We start from the raw sequence: 23,746 nt of genomic DNA on the forward strand, positions 1-23,746 counted from the left end.
ATCCCGGTCTCTTCCGCCGTCATTCGAAGCGGGGTGGGCGACGCTCCAGGAACGCGGCGACGCCTTCCGCGTAGTCGTCGCTGCACACCGCGTCGCTGCGAATCCGTTCCACCTCGGCGTCGGATTCCCACTGGCCTGCCAGGATGCGCTGGGTGATCTCGTTCATACCGCGGATCGCCGTCTGCGAACGCGAGCAGAGGGTCCGGATGAACTCCGTCGTGGACTCCTCCAACCGGTCCGGATCGACGACCTCGTTGACAAGCCCCATCTCCCGAGCTCTTCCGGCATCGACGAGCTGCGCCGACAACAGCAGGTACCGCGCGTGCGCCGGACCGACGAGCGCGACGAGCTGCCGCGTGGAGAGAAAGTCGTAGACGATGCCGAGCTTGGCCGGAGTGATGCCGAACCGCGCGTCCGCCGCCGCGAATCGGAAGTCACAGGCCACCGCCAGCTGGGAACCACCACCGATGCAGTTGCCGCGGATCATCGCCACACTGGGCTTGCGCATGGTGGTCAACGCCCGCACCGCGGCCGTCACCGCCTCGTCATAGGTCGCCGCGCCTTCCGCCGTGGACCGCAACGCGCGGAACTCACCGATGTCCGCGCCCGCGGAGAAGTGCGCCCCTGCGCCGCTCAAGACCAGCACCTTCACACCCGGATCGGCCTCCACGGCGGCGACCACGTCGGGGATCGCCGACCACATGCCGTGGGTGATGGCGTTCATCTTCTTCGGCCTGTCGAAAGTAAGCCTGGCGATCTCGCCGTCGGTGCGGAAGTCGATGCCGTCACTCATGATCGACCACAGTACGACGTGACTTCCCCGCACCGACGCGGGGCGCGCGATCCACGACGGGGACGGTGCAGGTCAGGAAGCCGAGGTCACGCGATAGACGTCGTACACGCCCTCGACGTTGCGGACGACCTTCAACACGTGTCCGAGGTGCTTGGGATCACCCATCTCGAACGTGAACCGGCTCACGGCCACCCGGTCCCGGGACGTCGTCACCGACGCCGACAGGATGTTGACCCGCTCGTCGGCGAGCACCTTGGTGATGTCGGACAGCAGTCGGTGCCGGTCCAACGCCTCCACCTGGATGGCCACGAGGAACACCGAGGACTCGGTCGGCGCCCACTCGACCTCCAGCAACCGTTCCGGCTGTTTGCGGAGCTCGTCGGCATTCGTGCAGTCCGTGCGGTGCACACTCACCCCGCCTCCGCGGGTGACGAAGCCGAGGATCTCATCACCGGGTACAGGGGTGCAGCACCGTGCGAGCTTGGTCCAGATGTCGGTCTGGCCCTTCACCACCACGCCGACGTCGCCCGTGCCGCGGCGCCGCGTGACCGTGGACGGAGTGGCCCGTTCCGCGAGCTCCTCCTCCGCCTCCTCGACGCCACCTAAAAGCGCCACCAGGCGTTGCACGACGTGTTTGGCGCCCACCTGGTGCTCGCCCACCGCCGCGTACAGCGAACTGATGTCGGAGTGCCTCAATTCCTTGGCGACCGCGCCCATCGTGTCGGCGGAGACCAGCCGTTGCAAAGGCAGCCCGACCTTGCGGACCTCCTTGGCGATGGCTTCCTTACCCGCCTCGATAGCCTCGTCCCGGCGCTCCTTGGCGAACCACTGCCGGATCTTCGCCTTCGCCTTTGGCGAGCACACGAACGACATCCAGTCACGGCTGGGACCCGCGCCCTCGGCCTTCGACGTGAAGATCTCGACGACCTCGCCGTTGTCGAGTTTGCGTTCGAGCGCGACGAGCCTGCCGTTCACCCTGGCACCGATGCAACGGTGCCCCACTTCGGTGTGCACGGCGTAGGCGAAGTCCACCGGGGTCGATCCCACCGGCAACGTGATCACGTCGCCCTTGGGCGTGAAGACGAAGATCTCCCTGGTGGCGAGGTCGTAGCGCAACGATTCCAGGAACTCGCCCGGATCGGCCGCCTCGCGCTGCCAGTCCAGCAGCTGACGCATCCACGCCATCTCGTCGATATCGACGGCGTTGCCCTTGTGCGTGCCCTTGGTCTCCTTGTACCGCCAGTGGGCCGCGATCCCGTACTCGGCGGTGCGGTGCATCTCGTGCGTGCGGATCTGCACTTCGAGCGGCTTACCATCCGGGCCGATCACGGTCGTGTGCAGCGACTGGTACACGCCGTAGCGCGGTTGCGCGATGTAGTCATTGAACCGGCCCGGCATCGGCTGCCACAGCGCGTGCACGACACCCATGGCCGCATAACAGTCGCGGACGTCGTCCACGAGGATGCGCACACCCACCAGGTCGTGGATATCGTCCAGATCGCGCCCGCGCACGATCATCTTCTGGTGGATCGAGTAGTAGTGCTTGGGCCGGCCCTCGACCTTCGCGGTGATGCGCGACTCCTCCAGTTGCCGGGTCAGCTCACCGATCACCCATCGCAGATAGGTGTCCCGGGACGGTGCCCGGTCGGCGACCAGACGCACGATCTCGTCGTACTTCTTCGGCTGGAGAATGGCGAACGCCAGATCCTCCAGCTCCCACTTCACCGTCGCCATCCCCAACCGGTGCGCCAGTGGGGCGAGGACCTCGAGCGTCTCCTTGGCCTTGCGGGCCTGCTTCTCCGGCGGCAGGAACCGCATGGTGCGCATGTTGTGGAGCCGGTCGGCGAGCTTGATCACCAACACGCGGGGGTCCCGCGCCATCGCGATGACCATCTTGCGGATGGTCTCCGCCTCCGCCGCCGTACCGAGCTTGACCTTGTCCAGCTTGGTGACGCCGTCGACGAGCTGGGCGACCTTCTCACCGAAGTCCTCGGTGAGCTGCTCCACCGAGTAGCCGGTGTCCTCCACCGTGTCGTGCAGCAACGCCGCGACGAGGGTCGTGGTGTCCATCCCGAGCTCGGCCAGGATGGTCGCCACCGCGAGCGGATGGGTGATGTACGGGTCACCGGACTTACGACGCTGATCCCGGTGGAGTTCCTCGGCGATGTCATACGCTCGTTGCAGCAGCGCCAGATCCGCGCTCGGGTGCAGTTCCCGATGGATCACGGCCAGCGGTTCGAGCACCTGTTTCACCGACGCCGGCCGCTGCGCGGTGATGCGGCGGGCCAGCCGCGCCCTGACTCTTCTGGTCGCCGAGGGCGCACGGACAGTGGCGGCGGTGGCGTTCGTTTCGCCCTGATCGTCCCGTGCGGGCGCACCGGCCCCGGACCGGGCAGTGACCACGGAATCAAGCTCTTGGCTCACCCGTACCTCCAGCTCATCACGCGGCCAATGAGTCAAGCGTAACGCGCGAGCAGGCGTACCTGTGTCCGTGTCTCCGGTCCGGGAGCGCCGTGGGCTGGGATATCAGACGGTGCGCAGGGCGTGCACGGGCAATGTGCCGAGCCGGGAACGTCCTCCGAGAGCGGCGAGTTCCAACACCACGGCGACCCCGGTGACGTCCGCTCCGCTCCTACGAATGAGCTCCACGGAGGCCGCCACCGTGCCACCCGTGGCCAGCACGTCGTCCACCACCGCGACCCGATCTCCGGGGTTCACCGAACCGACGGGCAACTCCAACGTCGCGGTGCCGTACTCCAGCTGATAATCGATTCGGTCGGCCACGTTCGGCAGCTTGCCGGGTTTACGCACCAGCGCCACGCCGAGGCCCCGGGCATAGCCGAGCGCCGCGGCCAACACGAATCCGCGTGCTTCCACCGCCACCAGGCGATCCACTCCGTCACCGATCGCCTCGTTCAGCGCATCGACCACGCGAACGAACGCCGTTCCGTTCCCGAACAACGGCGTGAGGTCACGGAAGATGACACCGGGCTCCGGAAAGTCGGGGATCTCGGTGATGAGGTCCAGTGCCCGGTCTAGTTCGCTACGATTCACCGCTTACCGTTTCTTCTTTCCGCTCGGACGTCCGGACCGACGCTGCGTCGCCGACTTCGGATGCCGTGCGGGCACACTCGCCGCCGCGGCGTGTGCCTTCTCCCGACGCAGCTCGGCGGCGAGCTGTTCGTCGTCACCCGGATCGAAGTGGTCGTCGTCGACATCGGTCGCCGCGACCCCGTTCTCACTCTGCCTGCGAGCCTGCTGCTCCCGGCGGGCGTAGACCTTCTCGGCCTGCTTCCGGTACTTCGGCTCACGCATCTTCAATGAGACCAGCAGCGGCGTGGCCAGACACACCGACGAGAACGTTCCGGCGACCATACCGGTGATCAACACCAGCGCTAGGTCCTGCAGGGTTCCGGAACCGAGCAGAATGTAGCCGATGATCAACAGGCCCAAGACGGGCAGCAGCGCGATCACCGACGTGTTGATGGAGCGCATCAACGTCTGGTTCACCGCCAGGTTGGCGGCTTCGGCATAGGTGCGCCGCGTCAGGTTGAGAATGCCGCGGGTATTCTCCTTGACCTTGTCGAACACGACCACGGTGTCATAGAGCGAGTATCCGAGGATCGTCAGCAGACCGATAGCGGTCGCCGGAGTGACCTGAAATCCCACCAGCGAGTACACGCCCGCCGTGACGATCACGTCGTGCAGCAGTGCGACGAGCGCGGAAAGCGCCATCCATTTCTCGAAGTAGAGAACGAGGAACACCGCCACCAGCACGAGGAACACAGCCAGGGCGATCAACGCCTGCCGGGAGATCTCACTGCCCCACGAAGCACTGACCCGGCTGTCGCTGATGGCCTGTTCGCTGGGCTGGCCGTCGGTGCCGAGAGGCTGTAGCTCGGCGAACAACGCCTGCTTGACCTGAGTCACCTCGGCCGGGTCGAGCGTTTCCGAGCGCAACTGGATGGTGGCCGAGTCTCCGGAACCGACCTGCTGGGTCTCGGCCGGATTCATTCCCAGCGCGTCCGAGAAGACCTCCTGGGCCTGGTCGGTGGTGATGACGCCGTTCGCGCCCTGCGCGGGCAGCTGGATCTGAGTGCCGCCCTCGAAGTCGATACCGAAGTTGAAGCCCTTCAGTCCCATCGAGGTGAGACACACCAGGATCAGGGCACCGAAGGCGAGGAACCACCTGCGGCGGTGGCCGACGATGTCGAACGCGCCGGTGCCCGTGTAGAGGCGCTGAAAGACGGACTGCTTCGCGGGCTGCTCTCCCGCGGCGTTCGTGGTGTTCACCTTGGACTCTCCCACGTCACGCCTCCTTCACGGCCATGCGAGCGGCGGCCCTGCGACTGTCTCCGATACGTTGCACCGCGCCGAGGCCGAAGAGCTTGGGACTCGACAGCTTCTTCGACCGCGACACCAACACCACCAGCGGATGCGTCACCAGGAACACGACGATCAGGTCGAGCACCGTGGACAGCCCCAGGGTGAAGGCGAAGCCCTTCACCTCACCCACCGCGAGCACGTAGAGCACGCCCGCGGCGAGGAACATGATGGCGTCCGAGGCGAGGATGGTACGCCGGGCCTTCACCCAGCCCCTCGGCACGGCCGACCGGAACGTACGGCCTTCCCGCATCTCGTCCTTTATTCGTTCGAAGTAGACGACGAACGAGTCGGCGGTGACACCGACGGAGACGACGAACCCGACCACACCCGCGATGTCCAGGGTGTAACCGATCCACCGTCCCAGCAGCACCAGTACCGCGTAGACGATCAGAGCGGACAGAGCCAGCGACAGGACCGTCAACACACCCAGGATGCGGTAGTAGACCAAGCAGTAGACGAACACGAGCGCGAGCCCGATCGCTCCCGCGATGAGCCCCGCCTTCAGGGTCGCCAGGCCCAGCGTCGCCGACACGGTGGTGGCGTCGGAGGATTCGAACGACAGCGGCAACGAACCGTACTTCAGCACATCGGCGAGGTTGTGCGCCTCGCTCTGGGTGAACTGGCCGCTGATCCGGGTGTCCCCACCGGCGATGGCCTCGTTGATCGAAGGCGCCGACACCACCTCGGTGTCGAGCACGAAGGCGGCTCGCTCACCGATGTTCTGGGCGGTGAAGTCGGCCCACGTGTCGGCACCTTGCGAGTTGAACGACAGGTTGACCACCCAACCGCCCTGCTGGGGGTCGTAGACGGCCGAGGCGTCGCTGATGCTGGTGCCCTCGAGGAACACCGGCGACAGGACGTACTTCTCGGTGCCGTCCTGGTTGCACGCCACCAGTGGCAGGTTCGGATCGTCGTTGCCCGCCAACGGATCGAGCGCGTTGGGATCACAGGTCAGCCGCATCAGGGCCTGCTGCTGCAGCTGCTGCGCCTCCTGCACCGCGGCCTGGTCGGTCGGGTCGGCGGGCAGGAGCGCCACGTCCTGGCGCCACTGCTTGGCCTCCTGGATCTGTTCGGCGGTCTCCTCCTGCACCGTCCGACCGTCACCGTTCTGGCCGCCGTTGTCGTCGCCCTGGTCATCGTCGGGTTGCTGAGCGGGTGCCGAGCCCGGCGGCGTACCGCCTCCACCCGACTCACCCGACTCGGACGAGTCCGCGGAACCGCTGTCGGCTCCCTGACCGTCGCCGTTCTCGCCCTCCGTGCCTTCCGTACCCGTGTCGCCCTCGCCGTCCGAGCCGTCGGCGGAACCCGTTCCGGGGTCGGGCTGCTGCGCTCCCGCACCGCCCGCGGGTACTGCCGCGAGCACCTGACGGAAACCGAGCTTGGCCGTCTGACCGAGTGTCTTCGCCTGCTCTCCTTCGTTACCGGGGACGGTGATGACGACGTTGCTGCCGTCGAGCACCACCTCGGCACCGCTGACCCCGATCCCGTTCACCCGGTTCTCGATGATCTGCCGGGCTTGCTGAAGCTGTTCACGGGACGGGTCCGAACCGTCGGGCGTCCGCGCGGTCAGAGTGACCCGAGTACCGCCTTTGAGGTCGATCCCGAGTTTCGGCGTCGGGCTGCCGTCGCCGGTGAAGAACACCAGCGAATACAGCGCGGCAACGATCACGACGAAAAACGCGAAGTAGCGTCCCGGGCGAATCTGCCCGGCCGGAGGTGCCACGGTCGGTCGCTCTCCTCGAACTCATCGACGGCTTGACGGGTCGGCAGGCGGAATCACTTACCGGCAGGTAACGAACGCGCCCAGCACCGAGACCTTACTCGGCACTGGGCAGACGCAACAGGCGACCCGTACCGGCATTTTCCACGCCGGTATCACTGCACGTATCGGCTACTTCTTGCCGTGCTCGAGAGGCGGCGCGACCTGCGCGTTCGCAGTCTCCTCGGCAGCGTCCTCGGCTGAGTCCACGTCGTTGTCGTCCACGTCATCGGAGGGAACGATCCGTTCACGTACAGCCTGACGCAGCCAGGTCGTCACCACGCCCTCGGCGATCTCCAGGTCGATGGTGGTGTCGTCGCTCGCGTCCGCGACCGTCGCGTACAGACCGGACGTCGTCATCACGCGATCGCCCTCGGTCAGGCTGTTCTGCATCTCCTGCTGCTCGGCCATGAGCTTTTTCTGCTTGCGCGTGCTCAAGATGAGCGGCAGCGCAACGATGAGCATCAACAGCAGCGGCAGGATAAGGCCGTCCATGGTTCTCCATTCGCGCCACGCCACCTGGTGGAGCGTGACGTCCGAGTTGTGTCAGATGTGCTCTTTTTCGAGTGTGCCAGGTGCCGTCGAGGCATCGAGCACCGGTGGCGTACCTCGACAATCCCCTCAGTCGAACAGGGAGGGTGTTGTGCCGTCAAGCCCTCCCACCTCGGCCGGAGGCTGCAGTCCGAGGTGCTCCCACGCCAACGCGGTGGCGACCCGGCCACGCGGCGTCCGCGCGAGCATACCCGCACGAACGAGATATGGCTCACACACCTCTTCGACCGTGGTGGGTTCCTCCCCCACGGCCACCGCAAGAGTGGACACACCGACCGGGCCTCCGTTGAAGGACCGCACGAGCGCGCCGAGCACCGCCCGGTCGAGCCGGTCGAGGCCCAGCTCGTCCACGTCGTAAACCTCCAACGCCGCCCGGACCACCGACAAGGTCGCCCTTCCGTCGGCACGCACCTCAGCGTAATCGCGAACCCGCCGCAACAGCCGGTTGGCAATCCGCGGTGTCCCGCGCGAGCGCCGCGCAATCTCCGCCCGCCCCTCGGCGTCGATGTCGATGTCGAGGATGGAGGCCGACCGCTTCAGCACCTGTTCCAGCTCCTCGGCGCTGTAGAACTCCATCTGCCCCGTGAAGCCGAAACGGTCCCGCAACGGGCCGGTGAGCACCCCCGACCTCGTCGTCGCGCCGACGAGGGTGAACGGGGGGATCTCCAGCGGGATGCTCGTGGCACCCGGACCCTTCCCGACCACCACGTCCACGCGGAAGTCCTCCATCGCGAGGTAGAGCATCTCCTCGGCGGGGCGGGCGATGCGATGGATCTCGTCGATGAACAACACATCGCCCTCGGCGAGGTTCGACAGCATCGCGGCCAGATCCCCCGCCCGCTCCAACGCCGGGCCCGACGTGATGCGGATGGCCGTGTCGAGCTCCGCCGCGATGATCATGGCCAAGCTCGTCTTGCCGAGACCGGGAGGCCCGGACAGCAGCACATGGTCGGGTGGAACTCCGCGTTTGCGGGCGCTCTCCAACACCAATTGCAGCTGCTCCCGCACCCTGGGCTGACCGACGAAGGAGTCCAGTGTCCGAGGGCGCAACGCCGTCTCGACCTCTCGTTCACCGGTCTGCGCCACCGCCGACAACGGAGCCTCGTCCGGCGGCCATCCGACTTCCCGAGCGATGTCGCCCAGACCACTCGTCCCGGCCTTGCCGGCCATGTCAGACATGTCAGACATGTCAGCCTCGTCCCCGTCGTGCACGTCGACCCGCCGCCTCACTTCTTGCCGAGTGTCGCGAGCGCCGCGCGCAGCACCCGCGACGTGTCGTCGGGCACGTCACCACTCACCTTGTCGACCGCCCGTTCCGCCTGCTTCGTGGAGAAACCCAGCCCCACGAGAGCCGCCACGACGTCGTCCCGTACGGCGCTGCCCACGGTCGCGTCTTCGGCGGCCGCGGGCCGGCTGCCCGTGAGAGCGGGCACCTTGTCCCTCAGTTCGATGATCAGCCGTTCGGCGCCCTTGCGACCGATACCGGGCACCTGGGTGAGCGCCGTGATGTCACCGTCTGCCAGTGCACGACACAGCTTCTCGGGTTCCAACACCGCCAACGCGGCCATGGCCAACCGAGGGCCGATACCCGACACCGTCTGAAGCAGCCCGAACAGTTCCCGCGACTCGGCGTCGGCGAAGCCGAACAGCGTGAGCGCGTCCTCCCGGACCACCAACGTCGTGTACAGGTGAGCCTCGGTCCCCCGACGCAGGGTGCCGAGCGTGGCCGGAGTCGCCCGCACCGCGAACCCCACGCCACCGACCTCGATCACCGCGTGATCGAGCCCGACCGACAGTACTTCGCCTCGGATCGAGGAAATCACGATGTCGCTCCCGTCCGGCCTTCGCGCGCCTTGCGAGCCGCGGCGGCCAACCGCGCCTTGTGTGCCCGCGCCAGCTCCGCCGCCTTCGCCTCGGCCTCCGCCAGCCGTGCCCGCATGGGCTCACGCCACAGATGGCAGATCGCGAGAGCGAGCGCGTCGGCGGCGTCGGCCGGGCTCGGTTTCCGTGCCAGGCCCAGCAAACGCGTCACCATCATGGTGACCTGCGCCTTATCGGCGCGCCCCGAGCCGGTCACAGCGGCCTTGACTTCGCTGGGTGTGTGGAACGCGACCGGAAGTCCCCGTCGTGCCGCGCACAGGGCGACCACGCCCCCCGCCTGCGCGGTACCCATCACGGTACGGACGTTGTGCTGGCTGAAGACTCGCTCGACAGCCACCACATCGGGACGGTAGGTGTCGAGCCACTCCTCCACCGCGTCACCGATCCGCAACAGTCGCTGCGCCACCTCGTCCTCGGCCGGTGTGCGCACCACGTCCACGGCCACGCCCGTGATCGAGCGCCCGAGCCCTCCGTCCACGACACCGAGGCCGCACCGGGTCAGCCCGGGATCCACACCCAGCACACGCACGAGGCCAGTCCTTTCCCACGAACACCAGTTCGATATCGAAGGCTACCGCTACCCGGCGCGCGTTGTCCGGAACACGCCGACCCACGACGGAGACGAAGAAAGACAGCAGGAAGACAACGGACACCCGCATGCGGAACCGACGGGTGCACGGCCTTTTAGACCGTCTCCGCGAAACGGGTCGAGAAGCGGTCGGACGATCAGACGGTCGAGCGGCGGGACGCGGTCAGGGACCGTCCACACCCGGGGTCCAGCTCTCCGGCACACCGCTGACGGTCAACACGGGCTGCCACTGGGCGAACCCCTCGGGCGCCCCCGCGCTCCACGGCCAGAACCCGTCCGGTGTCGGCACGATGATCTGCACGGCGGGGAAGTCACCCTCCGGATAGACGAGGAACGCGCTACCGAAGAACTCGGGGTAGTGGCCCGGGGCCACCTTCTCGAACGTCACAGGAACACCGTCGAAGAAGTCGTCATAGCAGACCCCGTACTGGAACCGTTGCCCCGTCGCCGCACGGTCCACGTAGGCGTCCAACAACACCATCGCCATCTCCGCGGGCAAGCCCACGACGACTGCCTCCGGGACACCGTGCATGGCCCACGCGCACACGGTGAAGGCATATCCCGCGCCGTGCTCGTCGGCCGGGACAGAGACCACCGCGTTGCCGCGTTGTTCGGCCTGCGCGACGATCCATTCCCGGAGTTGCTGGTCGGAATCGAGTTCGTAGCCGTTGCCGGTGGCGGTCTCCGCAGTCACAGCGGACATTGTGCCGCATCGGCTAACACCAACGGGGGAGGCGCGACGCCGCATGTCGGCGGGGCGTGCCTCCCCGGTTCAACGGGTCTCAGCCGACCTCGGCCAGCACCTCGTCACTGACATCGAAGTTCGAATACACGTTCTGGACGTCGTCGCAGTCCTCGAGCGCGTCGATGAGCCGGAAGACCTTCCGGGCCGTCTCGGCGTCGAGCGGCACGTTGACCGACGGCAAAAAGCTCGCCTCGGCCGACTCGTAGTCGTAGCCCGCCTCCTGCAACGCGGTACGAACGGCCACCATGTCACCGGCCTCGGAGATGATCTCGTAGTTCTCGCCGAGATCGTTGACCTCCTCGGCGCCCGCGTCGAGCACGGCCATCAGCACGTCGTCCTCGGACACGTCGTTCTTGGGCATGATGACGACGCCCTTGCGGTTGAACAGGTACGCCACCGAGCCGGGATCGGCCAACGAACCCCCGTTGCGCGACAGCGCGGTGCGCACCTCGGACGCCGCCCGGTTCTTGTTGTCGGTGAGGCATTCGATGAGCACAGCGACCCCACCGGGCGCGTACCCCTCGTACATGATGTTCTGCCAGTCCGCGCCACCGGCTTCCTCACCGGCACCGCGCTTACGCGCACGCTCGATGTTGTCCTGAGGGACGGAGTTCTTCTTCGCCTTCTGGATGGCGTCGTACAGGGTGGGGTTGCCCTCGGGATCGCCCCCGCCGGTCCGCGCGGCGACCTCGATGTTCTTGACGAGCTTCGCGAACAGCTTGCCACGCTTGGCGTCGAGGGCGGCCTTCTTGTGCTTGGTGGTGGCCCACTTGGAGTGGCCGGCCATCTCTCCTCCATCTCTCTTTCGCGTCTACGCGACCTCGGACACGGTGCGAACGAACAAACAGCGGACCGCTCGTCCCCGGGCAGCCCGGGATGGAACGCGGTGGCGAGCACCCTCCTTTGCCGAACGGCCACGATCCTATCGGCCGCTTCACCCGCATCGGTCCTGTCGCCCATCCGGGCGAGGCCGGCGAGGCCCAGGCCGCGTACCCGCGTGCTCCGCGCACACCGGCTGACAGCTGCCAGGGCGCGCACGTCGCCCCGCGATCACTGCTGGTCAAGACTAGTGGTGACCGCGGGAACGCGAACGGTCAGGGCACACCCAGCAAGCGCAGTCCCGCCGCTGTCGCCCCCGCTGCCAGCACAACGACGACGAACGGCGCTTTCTTCCAGGCCAGCACACCACCGACCGCAACACCGGCGGGCCGGGCCCAACCCGCGAACTCGGCACCCTCCAGCAGCGACGACGTGGCGACGAGCGCGGCGAGGAGCACCACCGCCGACACTGCGAAAGACTTCTCCACCCTGGGTGACAGCTGTATCCGGGAGCGCAACACCGGTCCCGCGACGCGGAACGCGAACGTGCCCGCGCCGAGCGCCACGGCCGCCACGACAAGTCCGACGGGACTCAGCACGCCGCCGTGTCCTTTCCTGCTCGGTCCGTTCCGGAGGCTCGAGATGCCTCGGAAGATTTCTCGGATGTCTCGGAAAGCGTCGCGGAGGAGGTCTCGGTTGTTCCGGCGGACGATACGGACTCGCCGGAGGCTGCGGGCCTACCGGAGTCATCGGAACCGTCGCGGCGCAACAGCACCAGCACGCCCACCAGGGCGAGCAGCACGGGCAGACCCGCCGGGACGAACGGCGCGGCGGCCAGCGCCACGGCCACTCCGATCAGCACGGCTCGACGTGTGTCCGCGTCCCGCAGCGACGGCAACACGAGCGCGAGCAGGACCGCTGGGAATGCGGCGTCGAGACCGAACACGTCGGTGTCGGTGACCGCGGTTCCGAGGAACGCGCCGAGGACCACACCGATGTTCCACATGGTGAACAGCCCGATGCCGCAGGCCCAATAGGCGGCCTTACGGCGGGTGAGATCGCGCTGGGCGAGAGCGAACGCGACCGTCTCGTCGATCATCATGTGCGTGCCGAGCAGGCGAGTCGGCCAGCGCTTGCCGAGCACGTCGCCGATGGCGAACCCGAACGGGACGTGGCGGGCGTTGATGAGCAGCCCCGCGATGACGGCCGCGATCGGATTCCCACCGGAGGCCACGAGACCGACGAACATGAACTGCGCGGCCCCGGCGAACACGACCACCGACAGCAGCATGGGAGCCCACAACGGCAGGCCGGAGCTGACGGTGATCGCGCCGAAGGACAGGCCGACGATGCCGTCGGCGAAACACACCAATGCGATGTTCCGCGCGAGATCACGGTCTAGGGTTCGCCATATCGAACGCATCGTCTTTCATACTGGACACGCGTCCGAGTGTTCGTCAAGCCGAACGAGTGGACTTGTGGAGCGAACAACATGACGGAGACCAGGGACAACGGCAACACTTCCGGCACTCCCGACCCCGCCGACACCGGCGCCCCACTCGCGGCCATCGCGGCCTCACTGCAACGAGAACGCCGCAAAGCGGGACTGTCACTCGCGGAACTGGCCCGTAGAGCCGGCATCGCCAAATCGACGCTCTCGCAACTCGAGTCGGGATCGGGCAATCCGAGCGTCGAGACGCTCTGGGCGCTGAGCACCGCCCTCGGGGTCTCGTTCAGCCAGCTCGTGCAACCGGCCAAACCCCCGGTGCAGGTGGTACGGGCGGGCGAGGGCCCTCGATTCTCCGCCGAACGCGCCGACTACGTCGCCACGCTGCTGTCCCCGTGTCCCCCCGGAGCCCGCCGGGACCTCTACCTCATCCAAGCCGAGCCCGATCGGCCGAGGGAATCGGAACCCCACATGCCGGGCATCGTCGAACACGTCGTGCTTTGCGTGGGTCGCGCCCTGGTGGGGCTGCTCGACGACCCGGTGGAGCTGGGCCCCGGCGACTACATCGCCTACCCCGGCGACCTCGCCCACGTGTTCAAGGCGCTGGAACCGGGCACGATGGCCGTGCTCGTCTCGGAGCACGTCTAAAGACCGGGGCCACCTCCACCCACCCGAGGTGGAGATCAGCAGTTGTCGGAAGGCCTCACCAGCCACGTTCCGCGAGCCGGTGCGGAACGGGCACGTCGTCGACGTTGAGCCCCACCATCGCCTCACCGAGCCCCCGCGACACCTTGGCGATGACGTCCGGATCGTCGTAGGACGCCGTGGCCTTGACGATGGCCTCGGCCCGCTTGGCGGGGTCGCCCGACTTGAAAATGCCCGAGCCGACGAACACACCCTCGGCGCCGAGCTGCATCATCATGGCCGCGTCGGCGGGCGTGGCGATACCGCCGGCGGTGAACAGCGTCACGGGCAGCTTGCCGGTCTCGGCGACCTCCTCGACCAGCTCGTACGGGGCCTGCAGCTCCTTGGCCGCCACGTACAATTCGTCCTTCGGCAGGGCCGCCAGCCTGCGGATCTCGGTGCGGATCCGGCGTATGTGCGTGGTCGCGTTCGACACGTCGCCCGTACCGGCCTCGCCCTTCGAACGGATCAACGCGGCGCCCTCGGCGATGCGGCGTAGCGCCTCACCCAGGTTCGTGGCCCCACACACGAACGGCACGGTGAAGGCCCGCTTGTCGATGTGGTTGGCGTAGTCGGCGGGTGTGAGCACCTCGGACTCGTCGATGTAGTCCACGCCGAGTGACTGGAGCACCTGCGCCTCGACGAAATGACCGATGCGGGCCTTCGCCATGACCGGAATCGACACCGCCGAGATGATGCCCTCGATGAGGTCGGGGTCGCTCATGCGAGCCACGCCACCCTGAGCGCGGATATCGGCGGGAACCCGCTCCAGGGCCATCACGGCGACAGCACCGGCGTCTTCGGCGATCTTGGCCTGCTCGGGTGTGACGACATCCATGATCACACCGCCCTTGAGCGTCTCCGCCACGCCGCGCCTCACCCGCGCGGTGCCGTCCTGCGGTTCGACAAAGGTGCTGGACTGGGTGTTCGACACAGCAAAGCCTTTCACAGAGAGATCTCGGGGAGCGAAGAACTGACGATTCCAGCGTATGCCGAACGTGGCCTGCTGAAAGCAGCCATTATTCGACTATTTCAGCAGTCCACTTTCATCCGGTCGAGAAGCGCATCCCTGGTCCGGGCGGACTTCAGTCCTCGGTCGGGAGCACCAGATCCGGCTCGGCGATCTCGAAGTACTCCGGCCAAGGTGCCGTTCCCGCGAGGCGGAAGTACCGCACCCGAAGACGGCGCCGCAACGCCAACGCGTCCCGGACCGCGTCGTTGTAGACCCGGCGGGCGATCACCACTCGCTGTTCGGCGTCGGCGAGCTCCTCGGCGAGCCCGACGGGCAGCCGCGACCGATCGACCTGGGCGAGCCGACGGGTGAGCTCGTTCTCCGCCGACTCTCGTTCGGGCCTGGGTGCCGCCTCGGCCTCATCGGCCGCGGTACGCAACGCCTCCGCCTCGTGGGATGACAGAGCACTCGCCGCGACCGTCCTGGCCACCACGGCCCTGCGCGCGAGTGCCGCGTCGAGCGCGGCCCACCCGGCGTCCATGCGCACGTGCAGCCTGTCGAGCCGGTTCGCCGTCGCCACCAGCCAAAGCCCGAACGCCACCACCAGCGCTACGACGAACGCCAGCAGGGTGGTCATCGCGCTACGGCGGCGTCGGCAGCGACCTTGCGGGGGTCAGCCGCGATCGCGGTCTCGTATACCCGCAGCACCTGCCGGACCACGGTGCCCCAGTCGTACCGAGCGACCCGCCGGGTCGCGGCCTCCGACAGCCTGGCCCGTCGTGCAGGATCGGCGAGCAACTCCTGCAGCGCCACCGCGAGCGCCTCGGCGTCCCCGGTGGGGACGAGCATCCCGGCCCGGCCGTCGTCGAGCACCCGACGGAACGAGTCGAGAGCGCTGGCCACCACGGGGGTTCCCGCCGCCATCGCCTCGGTGAGGATCATCCCGAAACTCTCTCCCCCCAGGTTCGGCGCACAGTAGACGTCCACACTGCGCAACGCCCGTGCCTTGGTCTCGTCGTCCACCTGGCCGAGCACGTCGAGTCGAGGCACCAGTTCGGGACCGGCCTGCCGGTGCAGTGTCTCGACCTCTCCCCTACCGACGACGAGCAGTCGTAACGACGGCGACTCGGGCGCCAACAGCCGTAGGGCGTCCAACAGCACGCCCATGCCCTTACGCGGCTCGGTGTAGCGGCCAACGAACCCGATCGTGCCGCCTTCCCGTGGATAACCGTCCAACGGTTCGGCACCGGCGAAGAACGCCGCGTCCACACCGTTGGGTATCTCCACGGCATCACCACCGAGGTGTTCCACCTGCACCCGACGCGCCAGTGCCGACACGGCGATCCGCGCGGTGATCTTCTCCAGCAGCGGACGCAGCACCGGCTCGAACGCGGCCAACGTGCGCGAACGCGGCGTCGAAGTGTGGAAAGTCGCGACGATGGGCCCTTCGGCGACCGTCAACGCGAGCAGCGACAGACTCGGCGCCGTGGGCTCGTGCAGGTGCAGCACGTCGAAGTCGTGGTCCCGCAGCCATCGCCGCACCCGCGCGTACGAGACCGGCCCGAACTGCAGCCGGGCCACCGAGCCGTTGTACGGAATGCCGAGCGACCGCCCCGCGGGCTGAACGAATCCGGGCAGGTGGGAGGCCTCGTCGTCACCGGGCGCGAGAACCGACACGGTGTGCCCGAGCGCCCGGAGCGCTTTGGCGAGGTCCACCACGTGCCCCTGCACCCCGCCGGGGACATCGAACGAGTACGGGCACACGATGCCGATCCTCACGACGCCCTCCGTTCGTCCGCGGCCACGTCCCCGACGTCGTCGGCACCGCTGTCGGGTTCCCTGTCCGCGGTCCAGAACGGCTGCAACATGTGCCAGTCGGTGGGGTGCGCGGCGATGTCGCCGGCGAAGATGTCGGCGAGCGCCTGGGTGGCGGCGGGCACCTCTTCGCGGCTACTGACCCGGATCCGGGGATGGACCCTCACCGCCCAACCACCGTCGGTGAACCAGGAGCCCACGGGCAGCAGAGCGGCGCCTGTGCTGAGCGCCAGTCGCGCCGGCCCGGCGGGGAACCGTGCTTTCTCACCGAAGAACGTGACGGGCACACCTGACCCGTTCAGGTCGCGGTCGCCGACGAGGCACACCACCTTGTTCTCCCGCAGGCGTCGCAACAGCGTGCGGAACGACACACTGCCGTCGGCAGGCACCACCTCGAAACCGAGCGACTCGCGGTAGGCGACGAACCGCTCGTACAGCGATTCGGGCCGGAGCCGCTCCACCACGGTGGTGAAATTGCCGAAATGCGCGACCAGCCACACCCCCGCGACGTCCCAGTTGCCGGTGTGGGGCAACGCCAACACCGCGCCGTTGCCCTCTTCCAACGCGGCGTCGAGATACTCGATACCGGTGAGGTCGACGCGGCTGCGCACTTCGTCGATGTCCATGGACGGCAGGCAGAACGCCTCCTGCCAGTACCGCGCGTACGAACGCATGGCACGCCGGGTGAGGTCGTCGAGCTCCACCGGCCCCGCCTGCGGAACCACTCTGGCGAGGTTGTGTCGTAGTCGGGCGGCTCCGCCTCGGTTACGACGGGCGGCGATGTCGGCGCCCATCGCGAACAGCGTGTTGACCAGTGATCGGGGCAACTTCGGCACCACACGCCACCCCGCGGCATACCCCCACTCCGCGAGCCTCTGCCTGCTCACAGTCGCGCCTTTCCCGCCGCCTTCGCCACCGCCGTGATGCGTTGCACCAAGGTGATCACCGAGAGTCCGGCCAACAACCACTGCGACACCTCGACCGCGTACGGCAGACCCAGCCCCGCCAGTCCGGTACCGACCAGCGCGATGATCAGCCGTTCCGCGCGTTCGATGAGCCCGCCGTTGGCGGCGTCCCCGAAGCCGGACGCTTCCGCCCTCGCCTTGACGTAGGAGATGACCTGCGCGAGCACAAGGCACAGCAGGGCGGCCGCGCCGACACGTGGGTTGTCGGCGACGGCGAATCCCCACCAGGCGATGGCGGCGAACAACGCGCCGTCGACGAGGCGGTCGCACGTGGCGTCGAGTACAGCCCCGAACGGAGTACTTCCCTGTACCCGCGCCATCGCGCCATCGAGGAGATCCAGCATCACGAAACCCCACACGACGAACGTGCCGACGAGCAGCATGTCGGTGGGGAAGAACGCGAGCGCTCCCCCGGTGGCACCCGCGGTGCCGATGAGGGTCATCGCGTTCGGAGTCAGACCAGCGCGTACCAGCGTGGCACCGATCGGGTCGGTGACGCGGGACACAGAGGCACGGGCGAAGATGTTGAGCATCTCATCCTACGGGTGCTGACTGACGAGTTCGGATCGACTCGGCATGACAAACCCTATCGAGCAACCGCGTCATCCACGCCCTGTGCCCCTTCCAGCGTGTCACCGACGACAGGCTAGGCCGACTCGGACAGGCGGGAATCGCCGGTACCAGCCGGGTCCGCCGAGTCACCTTCGGACTCGTTTGCCGCCGCCTGGGCGCACTCCGGCGCCAGTCGATCGATGATCGCGGCGCTGATCGCCCCCAGCTCGCGGACCTGCTCGGGGGTAAGGACGTCGAACAGCCCCTCTCGCACGGCCTCGACGTGCCCGGGGGCCGCCGCACGGATCGCCTCCAAGCCGGCCTCGGTGAGGCGAGCGAACGCGCCTCGCTTGTCCGTGGGACAGGCTGTCCGGCGAATCCACCCCTTGCTCTCCATCCGCGCGACCGCGTGCGAAAGCCTGCTGCGCGACGACCGGGTGGCCGTGGCGAGATCACTCATCCTCAGCTCGTGGCCGGGAGCCTCCGACAGGGCCACGAGGACGGCGTAGTAGGTGGTGGGCATACCCGCGTCCCGCTGGAGCCGGGCTTCGAGATGCCCCCGGAGCATGTCGATGGCCGCCGAGAAGTCACGCCAGACGCGTTGCTCCTCATCTGTGAGCCATCGAGGTGTGGACATAGCCCCATGGTAGCCCCTGCCAGAATCGTAGTTGAGCACTCAATCAGGTGTAGCGCACATCTCATCGAACATGGTTGAGAGCTCAACCATCAGTCGCCTAGTCTCGTAAGTAGAGGCCGGTTCCTGGCCCTTTTTCCACAACAGTCTTCGAAATCTTTCGGAAATCTTCAGGGAGGATCTTCATGACCAGCACCACGACCGCCGTTCCCGGCTACCTGACGGGCACCTGGACCATCGACTCGGTACACTCCAACGTGGGCTTCATCGTGCGCCACCTCGGCGTGTCCAAGATCCGCGGCAAGTTCACCGAGGTCGAGGGCGAGATCAAGACCGCCGAGAACATCCTCGACTCCTCCGTGACGGCCACCATCAAGGCCGCGAGCATCGACACCACCAACGCGCAGCGCGACGAGCACGTCCGTGGCTCCGACTTCCTCGACGTCGAGAAGTACCCCACGCTGAGCTTCCGCTCCACCGGCATCCGCGCCGACGTCGACGACTACCTCATCGACGGTGAGCTCACGCTGCACGGCGTCACCAAGCCCGTCACCCTGACCGCGGAACTGGGCGGCTTCGGTGACGGCCAGACCGAGGGCAGCAAGGTACTCGGCGTGTCCGCTCGCACCGAGATCAACCGCAGCGACTTCGGCGTGGGTGAGAACGTCCCGAGCGCGGTCGTCGGCGAGAAGATCACGATCGAACTCGACATCGAGGCTCTTCGTCAGAACTGAGACGGGCTCACGTAGGACGTCATAGGACGCCCGGTCTCTCACCAAGCGTCCGCGAGCAGCTTCCGGGTCTCCCCGAGCAACTGTGGAAGCACCTTCGTGTGGCCGATGACCGGCATGAAGTTGGAATCGCCGCCCCACCTCGGCACCACGTGCTGGTGCAGGTGGGCGGCGATTCCCGCCCCTGCGGCCACCCCCTGGTTCAACCCGATGTTGAATCCGTGTGCGCCGGACACCGTTCTGATCACGCGCATCGCGTGCTGGGTGAATTCGGCCAACTCCACCGTCTCCTCACTCGTGAGATCGGTGTAGTCGGCCACGTGCCGGTACGGCATCACCATCAGATGTCCGGGGTTGTACGGATAAAGGTTCAGCACCGCGAACACGGTCTCGCCCCGGGACAGGATCAGCGCCGTTTCGTCGTCCATGTCGACAAGACGACAGAACGGACACCCGCCGGGATCGTCACCCTCGGGCTTGTTCTCCCCTTGGATGTAGGCAAGCCGATGCGGGGTCCAGAGTCGTTGCAGTTGATCGGGGACCCCGGCACCGTCCTGCTCGACGAACTCTCGTTGCGAGCCGTCACCGTGCTCGCCGTCACCGACCAATGAACGCCCCCAGGTTCTCCGCCGTCGGGGACGCGTTCTCACGACGCTTCACCCAGTCGGCCACGGCGTCGACAGCCGTCGCCACGGGAACGCCGTTGATCTGACTGCCGTCGCGGAACCGGAACGACACGGCGCCCGCCTCCACGTCCCTGCCGCCGGCGAGCAACAGGAACGGCACCTTCTGCGTGGTGTGGGTGCGGATCTTCTTCTGCATCCGGTCGTCGCTGGTGTCCAATTCGACCCGGATACCCCTGTCCCGCAGCGCCTTCTCGACACCTCGCAGGTGCTCGACATGGGCGTCGGCGATCGGGATGCCCACCACCTGCACCGGCGCCAACCACGCCGGGAACGCACCCGCGTAGTGCTCGGTGAGCACGCCGAAGAAACGCTCGATGGACCCGAATAGCGCCCGGTGAATCATCACCGGCTGCTGCTTCGACCCGTCGCTCGCCTGATACTCCAGTCCGAAGAGCTCCGGCTCCATCAGGTCGACCTGAATGGTCGACATCTGCCAGCTGCGACCGATGGCGTCCTTGGCCTGAACACTGATCTTCGGCGCGTAGAACGCCGCGCCGCCCGGGTCGAGCACGAGGTCCAGTCCACTGGCATCGGCGGCCGAACGCAGCGCGTTGGTGGCGCGTTCCCAGTCCTCGTCGCTACCGATGGATTTCTCCGGATCGCGTGTGGACAGTTCGAGGTAGAAGTCGTCGAGACCGTAGTCGCGTAGCAGGTCGAGCACGAACTGCAGCAGTGACTTGATCTCGTCGTGCATCTGGTCGACGGTGCAGTAGATGTGCGCATCGTCCTGGGTGAAGCCCCTCGCCCGCGTGAGACCGTGCACGACTCCGGACTTCTCGTAGCGGTACACGGTTCCGAACTCGAACAACCGCAACGGCAACTCTCGGTAGCTACGCCCACGCGAACGGTAGATGAGGTTGTGCATGGGGCAGTTCATCGGCTTCAGGAAGTAATCCTGACCGGGCTTACGCACGGTGCCGTCGTCGTCGTACTCGGCGTCGAGGTGCATACCGGGGTACATGCCCTCGCGGTACCAGTGCAGATGTCCGGAGGTCTCGAACAACTGCCCCTTGGTGATGTGGGGCGTGTTGACGAACTCGTACCCGGCTTCCTTGTGGCGCCGCCGTGAGTAGTCCTCCAGCTCCTTGCGCACCACGCCACCCTTGGGGTGGAACACGGGCAGCCCCGACCCGATCTCCTCGGGGAAGGAGAACAGATCCAACTCCGCGCCCAGCTTGCGGTGATCGCGCCGTTCAGCCTCCGCCAGCATCTCCAGGTAGGCGTCCTGCGCCTCCTGCGATTCCCACGCTGTGCCGTAGATGCGTTGGAGCTGCTGGTTCCTCTCGTCCCCACGCCAGTACGCCGCGGCCACGCGGGTGAGCTTGAACGCGGGGATGTACTTGGTGGTGGGCACGTGCGGACCGCGGCACAGGTCGCTCCAGACCCGCTCCTTGGTGCGAGGGTCCAGGTTGTCGTAGATGGTCAGCTCACCGGCGCCGACCTCCATGACCTCGGAGGTGTCCACCGCGTCGGCGCCTTGCTCGGACTTGAGGTCCACCAGTTCGAGCTTGAACGGTTCGTCGGCCAATTCCGTCTTCGCCGCTTCCACCGACTCGACGACGCGGCGGGAGAACTGCTGCGCCCCCTTGATGATCTGCTTCATGCGCTTCTCCAGCGCCTGCAGGTCCTCCGGCGTGAAGGGACGATCGACGGCGAAGTCGTAGTAGAACCCGTCCTTGATCGGCGGCCCGATGCCCAGCTTGGCCTCGGGGAACTGCTGCTGCACGGCTTGAGCGAGTACGTGCGCGGCGGAGTGCCGGATCACACTGCGTCCGTCCTCACTGTCGGCCGCCACCGGCTCCACCTCGACGTCGGCGTCCGGCACCCACGCGAGGTCACGCAGAGTTCCCTCGGGGTCACGCACGACGACGATCGCCTCAGCGCCCTTGCTCGGATAACCCGCCTCACGCACCGCGGCACCCACCGTAGTGCCTGCTCGCACCAGCACGCGCGTGGCTGACGACGAGGCTGCGGCGGACGACGACTGTGACACGGGGAACTCCCTTGAGACATGGACTGACTGCAAGCTCGATGCTAATCGCCGAGCTCGTGGTCCCCGCCCCGGGGCGGACAAGGTCGCCACACGGGCCATCCCGTCGGAAACCACGCCGAACGAGCCGAACTGTGTTATCGGACACACAGTGGGCGCGGTTACAGGCTTGCCACAGCCGCCGAGGTGGCCGCTACTCTGAAGAAAGCGCATTCTCGAGGAGACTCAGGCCACCGAATGCCAGATACCCTCGAGGCTTGCGTGGCAAACGTCAAAACGAAACACCCCTCGTCTCGACGAGACAGCGGACACCCCCTTGGTGGGAGAAGCCGCAACCCTCGGGCCGCCCGGTCACGGGGCAACAGCAGGCCACGCCGACAAAGTCGGCGACACAACACATTCATCGCGTTCACTCGTGCCGGGGTGTGTGCCCCATCGTGGCTGGTTGGAAAAAATGACCGAGGGAACATGGAGACAGACCCGGAAAACCGGGCCTGTCAAAGAAAAACAACTGAATGTCGTGGTGGGCGATACTGGGATCGAACCAGTGACCTCTTCGGTGTGAACGAAGCGCTCTCCCGCTGAGCTAATCGCCCCTCTCGATGTGGGAACCACTGTAGCGGAGGCTGATCGGCACCCGAAAGGCGGGGTCCCCTTCACAAGGGAAGGGGCCGACCCAAGAGGCAAGGCCCCGACGTTTCCGCAGGTGACAACCCGACGAGAGGAGCGGGCGAGGCCCGCGGACGATCCCGACGGGTCGCGTGTCTGCTGCAACATTCGCGCGACTTATCTGTCCTTTCGTTCGTTGACCCGAGCAGGATGTACCAGAGCCCAACGGCACGACACGCACAAACGGGTGATGTTCGGTCCACAAGGAGCCGAATTGACGCCGGAATGCGTCTCACGTAGAGACACGGCCGGCACCGGCCGGAAGGGAGCAGAAGGGTAACGACCATGCGAAACGATCACGTGACGCTCCGGTCCACGGCGGTCTTCGACCTCCTGGCACCGCGAACGCCTCCAGTTCCGGTGAAGGTCGAACTGCGGTACGACACCCGCGACCCGTACGCGGTCGTCGCGGCATTCCGAACCGGACGCGCAGGTTGGGTCGAATGGGTCTTCGCCCGCGACCTGCTGGCCGACGGACTGCTCGGCGAAGCGGGCGACGGCGATGTCCGCATCCGGCCGTCGATGGAGGACCCCGACTCGGTCTTCGTGGAACTGAGCTCGCCTTCGGGACACGCGATGTTCGAGGCCTCCGCGCAGGAGCTGGCCGACTTCCTCGACCAGACCTACGACGTCGCGCTGCCGGGCAACGAACACCTGTGGGTCGACGTCGACGATGCCCTCACCCGGCTCATTCCCCACGATTTGGGCTGATCATGGCCTCGGGCAGGAGTATGCGCACCCCCCGTGTAAACGACCCGGAGGGCATCCGATACAGTTTTTCCCACACGACGACGGATCACCAACCGACAGTTCGAGCGGTCCGGAGTCACAGATTGCGGACGTAGCGCAGCTGGTAGCGCATCACCTTGCCAAGGTGAGGGTCGCGGGTTCGAATCCCGTCGTCCGCTCGACTGCGGCGGCATTCCGCAGTTGGGTCGAGTTCCACTCGATCCACGCACACGGCGGAGTGGCCGAGTGGTTTAGGCAAGGGCCTGCAAAGCCCTGTACACGGGTTCGATTCCCGTCTCCGCCTCGCGCGATTAGCTCAGCGGGAGAGCGCTACCTTGACACGGTAGAGGTCACTGGTTCGATCCCAG

Annotated in this window: 23 protein-coding genes, 3 tRNA genes and 2 pseudogenes; 5 read left to right on the forward strand and 23 right to left on the reverse strand. The window is 66.9% G+C overall.

Features of this window, described 5'->3' with window-relative positions; all coding sequences use genetic code 11:
* Window positions 1-19: 19 nt before the first annotated feature.
* From M7H19_RS09950 to M7H19_RS10015, 14 genes and pseudogenes are all read right to left on the reverse strand, one after another.
* The gene (locus M7H19_RS09950) at window positions 20-793 is read right to left on the reverse strand and encodes an enoyl-CoA hydratase-related protein (RefSeq protein ID WP_298180009.1); all 774 of its coding nucleotides are present in this window, start codon (window positions 791-793) and stop codon (window positions 20-22) included.
* Window positions 794-865: 72 nt separating this feature from the next.
* Window positions 866-3,217, reverse strand: coding sequence for a bifunctional (p)ppGpp synthetase/guanosine-3',5'-bis(diphosphate) 3'-pyrophosphohydrolase (locus M7H19_RS09955; protein WP_298180011.1), 2,352 nt, complete (start codon window positions 3,215-3,217; stop codon window positions 866-868).
* Window positions 3,218-3,319: 102 nt separating this feature from the next.
* Complete coding sequence (locus tag M7H19_RS09960) at window positions 3,320-3,847, reverse strand: adenine phosphoribosyltransferase (RefSeq protein WP_298180013.1); 528 nt, start codon at window positions 3,845-3,847, stop codon at window positions 3,320-3,322.
* A gap of 3 nt (window positions 3,848-3,850) precedes the next feature.
* Window positions 3,851-5,101: a protein translocase subunit SecF gene (secF, locus tag M7H19_RS09965; RefSeq protein WP_298180014.1), complete on the reverse strand. Its 1,251-nt coding sequence runs from the start codon at window positions 5,099-5,101 to the stop codon at window positions 3,851-3,853.
* A gap of 1 nt (window position 5,102) precedes the next feature.
* Window positions 5,103-6,902 (reverse strand): protein translocase subunit SecD, encoded by a 1,800-nt coding sequence (gene secD, locus M7H19_RS09970; RefSeq protein WP_298180016.1) that lies wholly within the window; start codon window positions 6,900-6,902, stop codon window positions 5,103-5,105.
* Between the two features lie 168 nt (window positions 6,903-7,070).
* Window positions 7,071-7,433, reverse strand: coding sequence for a preprotein translocase subunit YajC (gene yajC, locus M7H19_RS09975; RefSeq protein WP_298180056.1), 363 nt, complete (start codon window positions 7,431-7,433; stop codon window positions 7,071-7,073).
* 126 nt (window positions 7,434-7,559) lie between these two features.
* Window positions 7,560-8,660 carry a Holliday junction branch migration DNA helicase RuvB gene (gene ruvB / locus M7H19_RS09980; RefSeq protein ID WP_298180059.1) on the reverse strand — a complete coding sequence of 367 codons (1,101 nt, stop codon included), beginning with the start codon at window positions 8,658-8,660 and terminating at the stop codon, window positions 7,560-7,562.
* Window positions 8,661-8,716: 56 nt separating this feature from the next.
* Window positions 8,717-9,313 carry a Holliday junction branch migration protein RuvA gene (gene ruvA / locus M7H19_RS09985; RefSeq protein WP_298180018.1) on the reverse strand — a complete coding sequence of 199 codons (597 nt, stop codon included), beginning with the start codon at window positions 9,311-9,313 and terminating at the stop codon, window positions 8,717-8,719.
* Complete coding sequence (ruvC, locus tag M7H19_RS09990; protein WP_298180020.1) at window positions 9,310-9,900, reverse strand: crossover junction endodeoxyribonuclease RuvC; 591 nt, start codon at window positions 9,898-9,900, stop codon at window positions 9,310-9,312. Before ruvC ends, ruvA begins: the two co-directional genes overlap by 4 nt.
* Window positions 9,901-10,123: 223 nt before the next feature.
* Window positions 10,124-10,663, reverse strand: coding sequence for a DUF4262 domain-containing protein (locus tag M7H19_RS09995; protein ID WP_298180022.1), 540 nt, complete (start codon window positions 10,661-10,663; stop codon window positions 10,124-10,126).
* Window positions 10,664-10,742: 79 nt separating this feature from the next.
* Complete coding sequence (locus M7H19_RS10000; protein WP_298180024.1) at window positions 10,743-11,492, reverse strand: YebC/PmpR family DNA-binding transcriptional regulator; 750 nt, start codon at window positions 11,490-11,492, stop codon at window positions 10,743-10,745.
* A 24-nt stretch (window positions 11,493-11,516) separates the two neighbouring features.
* Window positions 11,517-11,674 (reverse strand): annotated as a pseudogene (locus tag M7H19_RS10005) (pyridoxal 5'-phosphate synthase glutaminase subunit PdxT); the annotation flags it as partial.
* 125 nt (window positions 11,675-11,799) lie between these two features.
* Window positions 11,800-12,120 (reverse strand): AzlD domain-containing protein, encoded by a 321-nt coding sequence (locus M7H19_RS10010; RefSeq protein WP_298180061.1) that lies wholly within the window; start codon window positions 12,118-12,120, stop codon window positions 11,800-11,802.
* 164 nt (window positions 12,121-12,284) lie between these two features.
* Window positions 12,285-12,947: pseudogene (locus M7H19_RS10015) on the reverse strand (AzlC family ABC transporter permease); the annotation flags it as partial.
* A 69-nt stretch (window positions 12,948-13,016) separates the two neighbouring features.
* Between M7H19_RS10015 and M7H19_RS10020 the strand changes: the two are divergent.
* Window positions 13,017-13,619 carry an XRE family transcriptional regulator gene (locus tag M7H19_RS10020; RefSeq protein ID WP_298180026.1) on the forward strand — a complete coding sequence of 201 codons (603 nt, stop codon included), beginning with the start codon at window positions 13,017-13,019 and terminating at the stop codon, window positions 13,617-13,619.
* 55 nt (window positions 13,620-13,674) lie between these two features.
* On the opposite strand, the gene pdxS is transcribed toward M7H19_RS10020, so the two are convergent.
* The 6 genes from pdxS to M7H19_RS10050 form a co-directional block, all read right to left on the reverse strand.
* Complete coding sequence (gene pdxS / locus M7H19_RS10025) at window positions 13,675-14,589, reverse strand: pyridoxal 5'-phosphate synthase lyase subunit PdxS (protein ID WP_298180028.1); 915 nt, start codon at window positions 14,587-14,589, stop codon at window positions 13,675-13,677.
* A 151-nt stretch (window positions 14,590-14,740) separates the two neighbouring features.
* Window positions 14,741-15,244, reverse strand: a complete 504-nt coding sequence (locus M7H19_RS10030; RefSeq protein WP_298180029.1) for an NUDIX hydrolase — start codon at window positions 15,242-15,244, stop codon at window positions 14,741-14,743.
* On the reverse strand, window positions 15,241-16,386 hold the full coding sequence (locus tag M7H19_RS10035) for a glycosyltransferase family 4 protein (protein ID WP_298180031.1): 1,146 nt from the start codon (window positions 16,384-16,386) through the stop codon (window positions 15,241-15,243). Before M7H19_RS10035 ends, M7H19_RS10030 begins: the two co-directional genes overlap by 4 nt.
* Complete coding sequence (locus tag M7H19_RS10040; protein WP_298180033.1) at window positions 16,383-17,309, reverse strand: phosphatidylinositol mannoside acyltransferase; 927 nt, start codon at window positions 17,307-17,309, stop codon at window positions 16,383-16,385. The genes M7H19_RS10035 and M7H19_RS10040 overlap by 4 nt, the downstream gene beginning before the upstream one ends.
* Complete coding sequence (pgsA, locus tag M7H19_RS10045; RefSeq protein WP_298180035.1) at window positions 17,306-17,920, reverse strand: phosphatidylinositol phosphate synthase; 615 nt, start codon at window positions 17,918-17,920, stop codon at window positions 17,306-17,308. Before pgsA ends, M7H19_RS10040 begins: the two co-directional genes overlap by 4 nt.
* 113 nt (window positions 17,921-18,033) lie before the next feature.
* Window positions 18,034-18,576, reverse strand: coding sequence for a MarR family transcriptional regulator (locus tag M7H19_RS10050; RefSeq protein WP_298180038.1), 543 nt, complete (start codon window positions 18,574-18,576; stop codon window positions 18,034-18,036).
* 182 nt (window positions 18,577-18,758) lie between these two features.
* Here M7H19_RS10050 and M7H19_RS10055 point away from each other — a divergent pair, with 182 nt between their 5' ends.
* The gene (locus M7H19_RS10055) at window positions 18,759-19,307 is read left to right on the forward strand and encodes a YceI family protein (RefSeq protein ID WP_298180040.1); all 549 of its coding nucleotides are present in this window, start codon (window positions 18,759-18,761) and stop codon (window positions 19,305-19,307) included.
* 38 nt (window positions 19,308-19,345) lie between these two features.
* On the opposite strand, the gene M7H19_RS10060 is transcribed toward M7H19_RS10055, so the two are convergent.
* From M7H19_RS10060 to M7H19_RS10070, 3 genes are all read right to left on the reverse strand, one after another.
* Window positions 19,346-19,834: an HIT domain-containing protein gene (locus M7H19_RS10060; RefSeq protein ID WP_298180063.1), complete on the reverse strand. Its 489-nt coding sequence runs from the start codon at window positions 19,832-19,834 to the stop codon at window positions 19,346-19,348.
* Between the two features lie 67 nt (window positions 19,835-19,901).
* Window positions 19,902-21,983: a threonine--tRNA ligase gene (thrS, locus tag M7H19_RS10065; RefSeq protein ID WP_298180042.1), complete on the reverse strand. Its 2,082-nt coding sequence runs from the start codon at window positions 21,981-21,983 to the stop codon at window positions 19,902-19,904.
* Window positions 21,984-22,501: 518 nt separating this feature from the next.
* Window positions 22,502-22,576 (reverse strand) — tRNA-Val (locus tag M7H19_RS10070).
* A 358-nt stretch (window positions 22,577-22,934) separates the two neighbouring features.
* On the opposite strand from M7H19_RS10070, the gene M7H19_RS10075 reads away from it, so the two are divergent.
* The 3 genes from M7H19_RS10075 to M7H19_RS10085 all read left to right on the forward strand — a co-directional run bounded on the left by M7H19_RS10075 (window position 22,935) and on the right by M7H19_RS10085 (window position 23,682).
* Window positions 22,935-23,360: an SsgA family sporulation/cell division regulator gene (locus M7H19_RS10075; protein ID WP_298180044.1), complete on the forward strand. Its 426-nt coding sequence runs from the start codon at window positions 22,935-22,937 to the stop codon at window positions 23,358-23,360.
* A gap of 124 nt (window positions 23,361-23,484) precedes the next feature.
* Window positions 23,485-23,557, forward strand: a tRNA-Gly gene (locus M7H19_RS10080).
* A 53-nt stretch (window positions 23,558-23,610) separates the two neighbouring features.
* Window positions 23,611-23,682 (forward strand) — tRNA-Cys (locus tag M7H19_RS10085).
* The last annotated feature ends 64 nt before the right edge of the window (window positions 23,683-23,746 follow it).

Source organism: Saccharomonospora sp. (assembly GCF_027317685.1).
In the GTDB taxonomy this organism is placed as follows: domain Bacteria; phylum Actinomycetota; class Actinomycetes; order Mycobacteriales; family Pseudonocardiaceae; genus Saccharomonospora.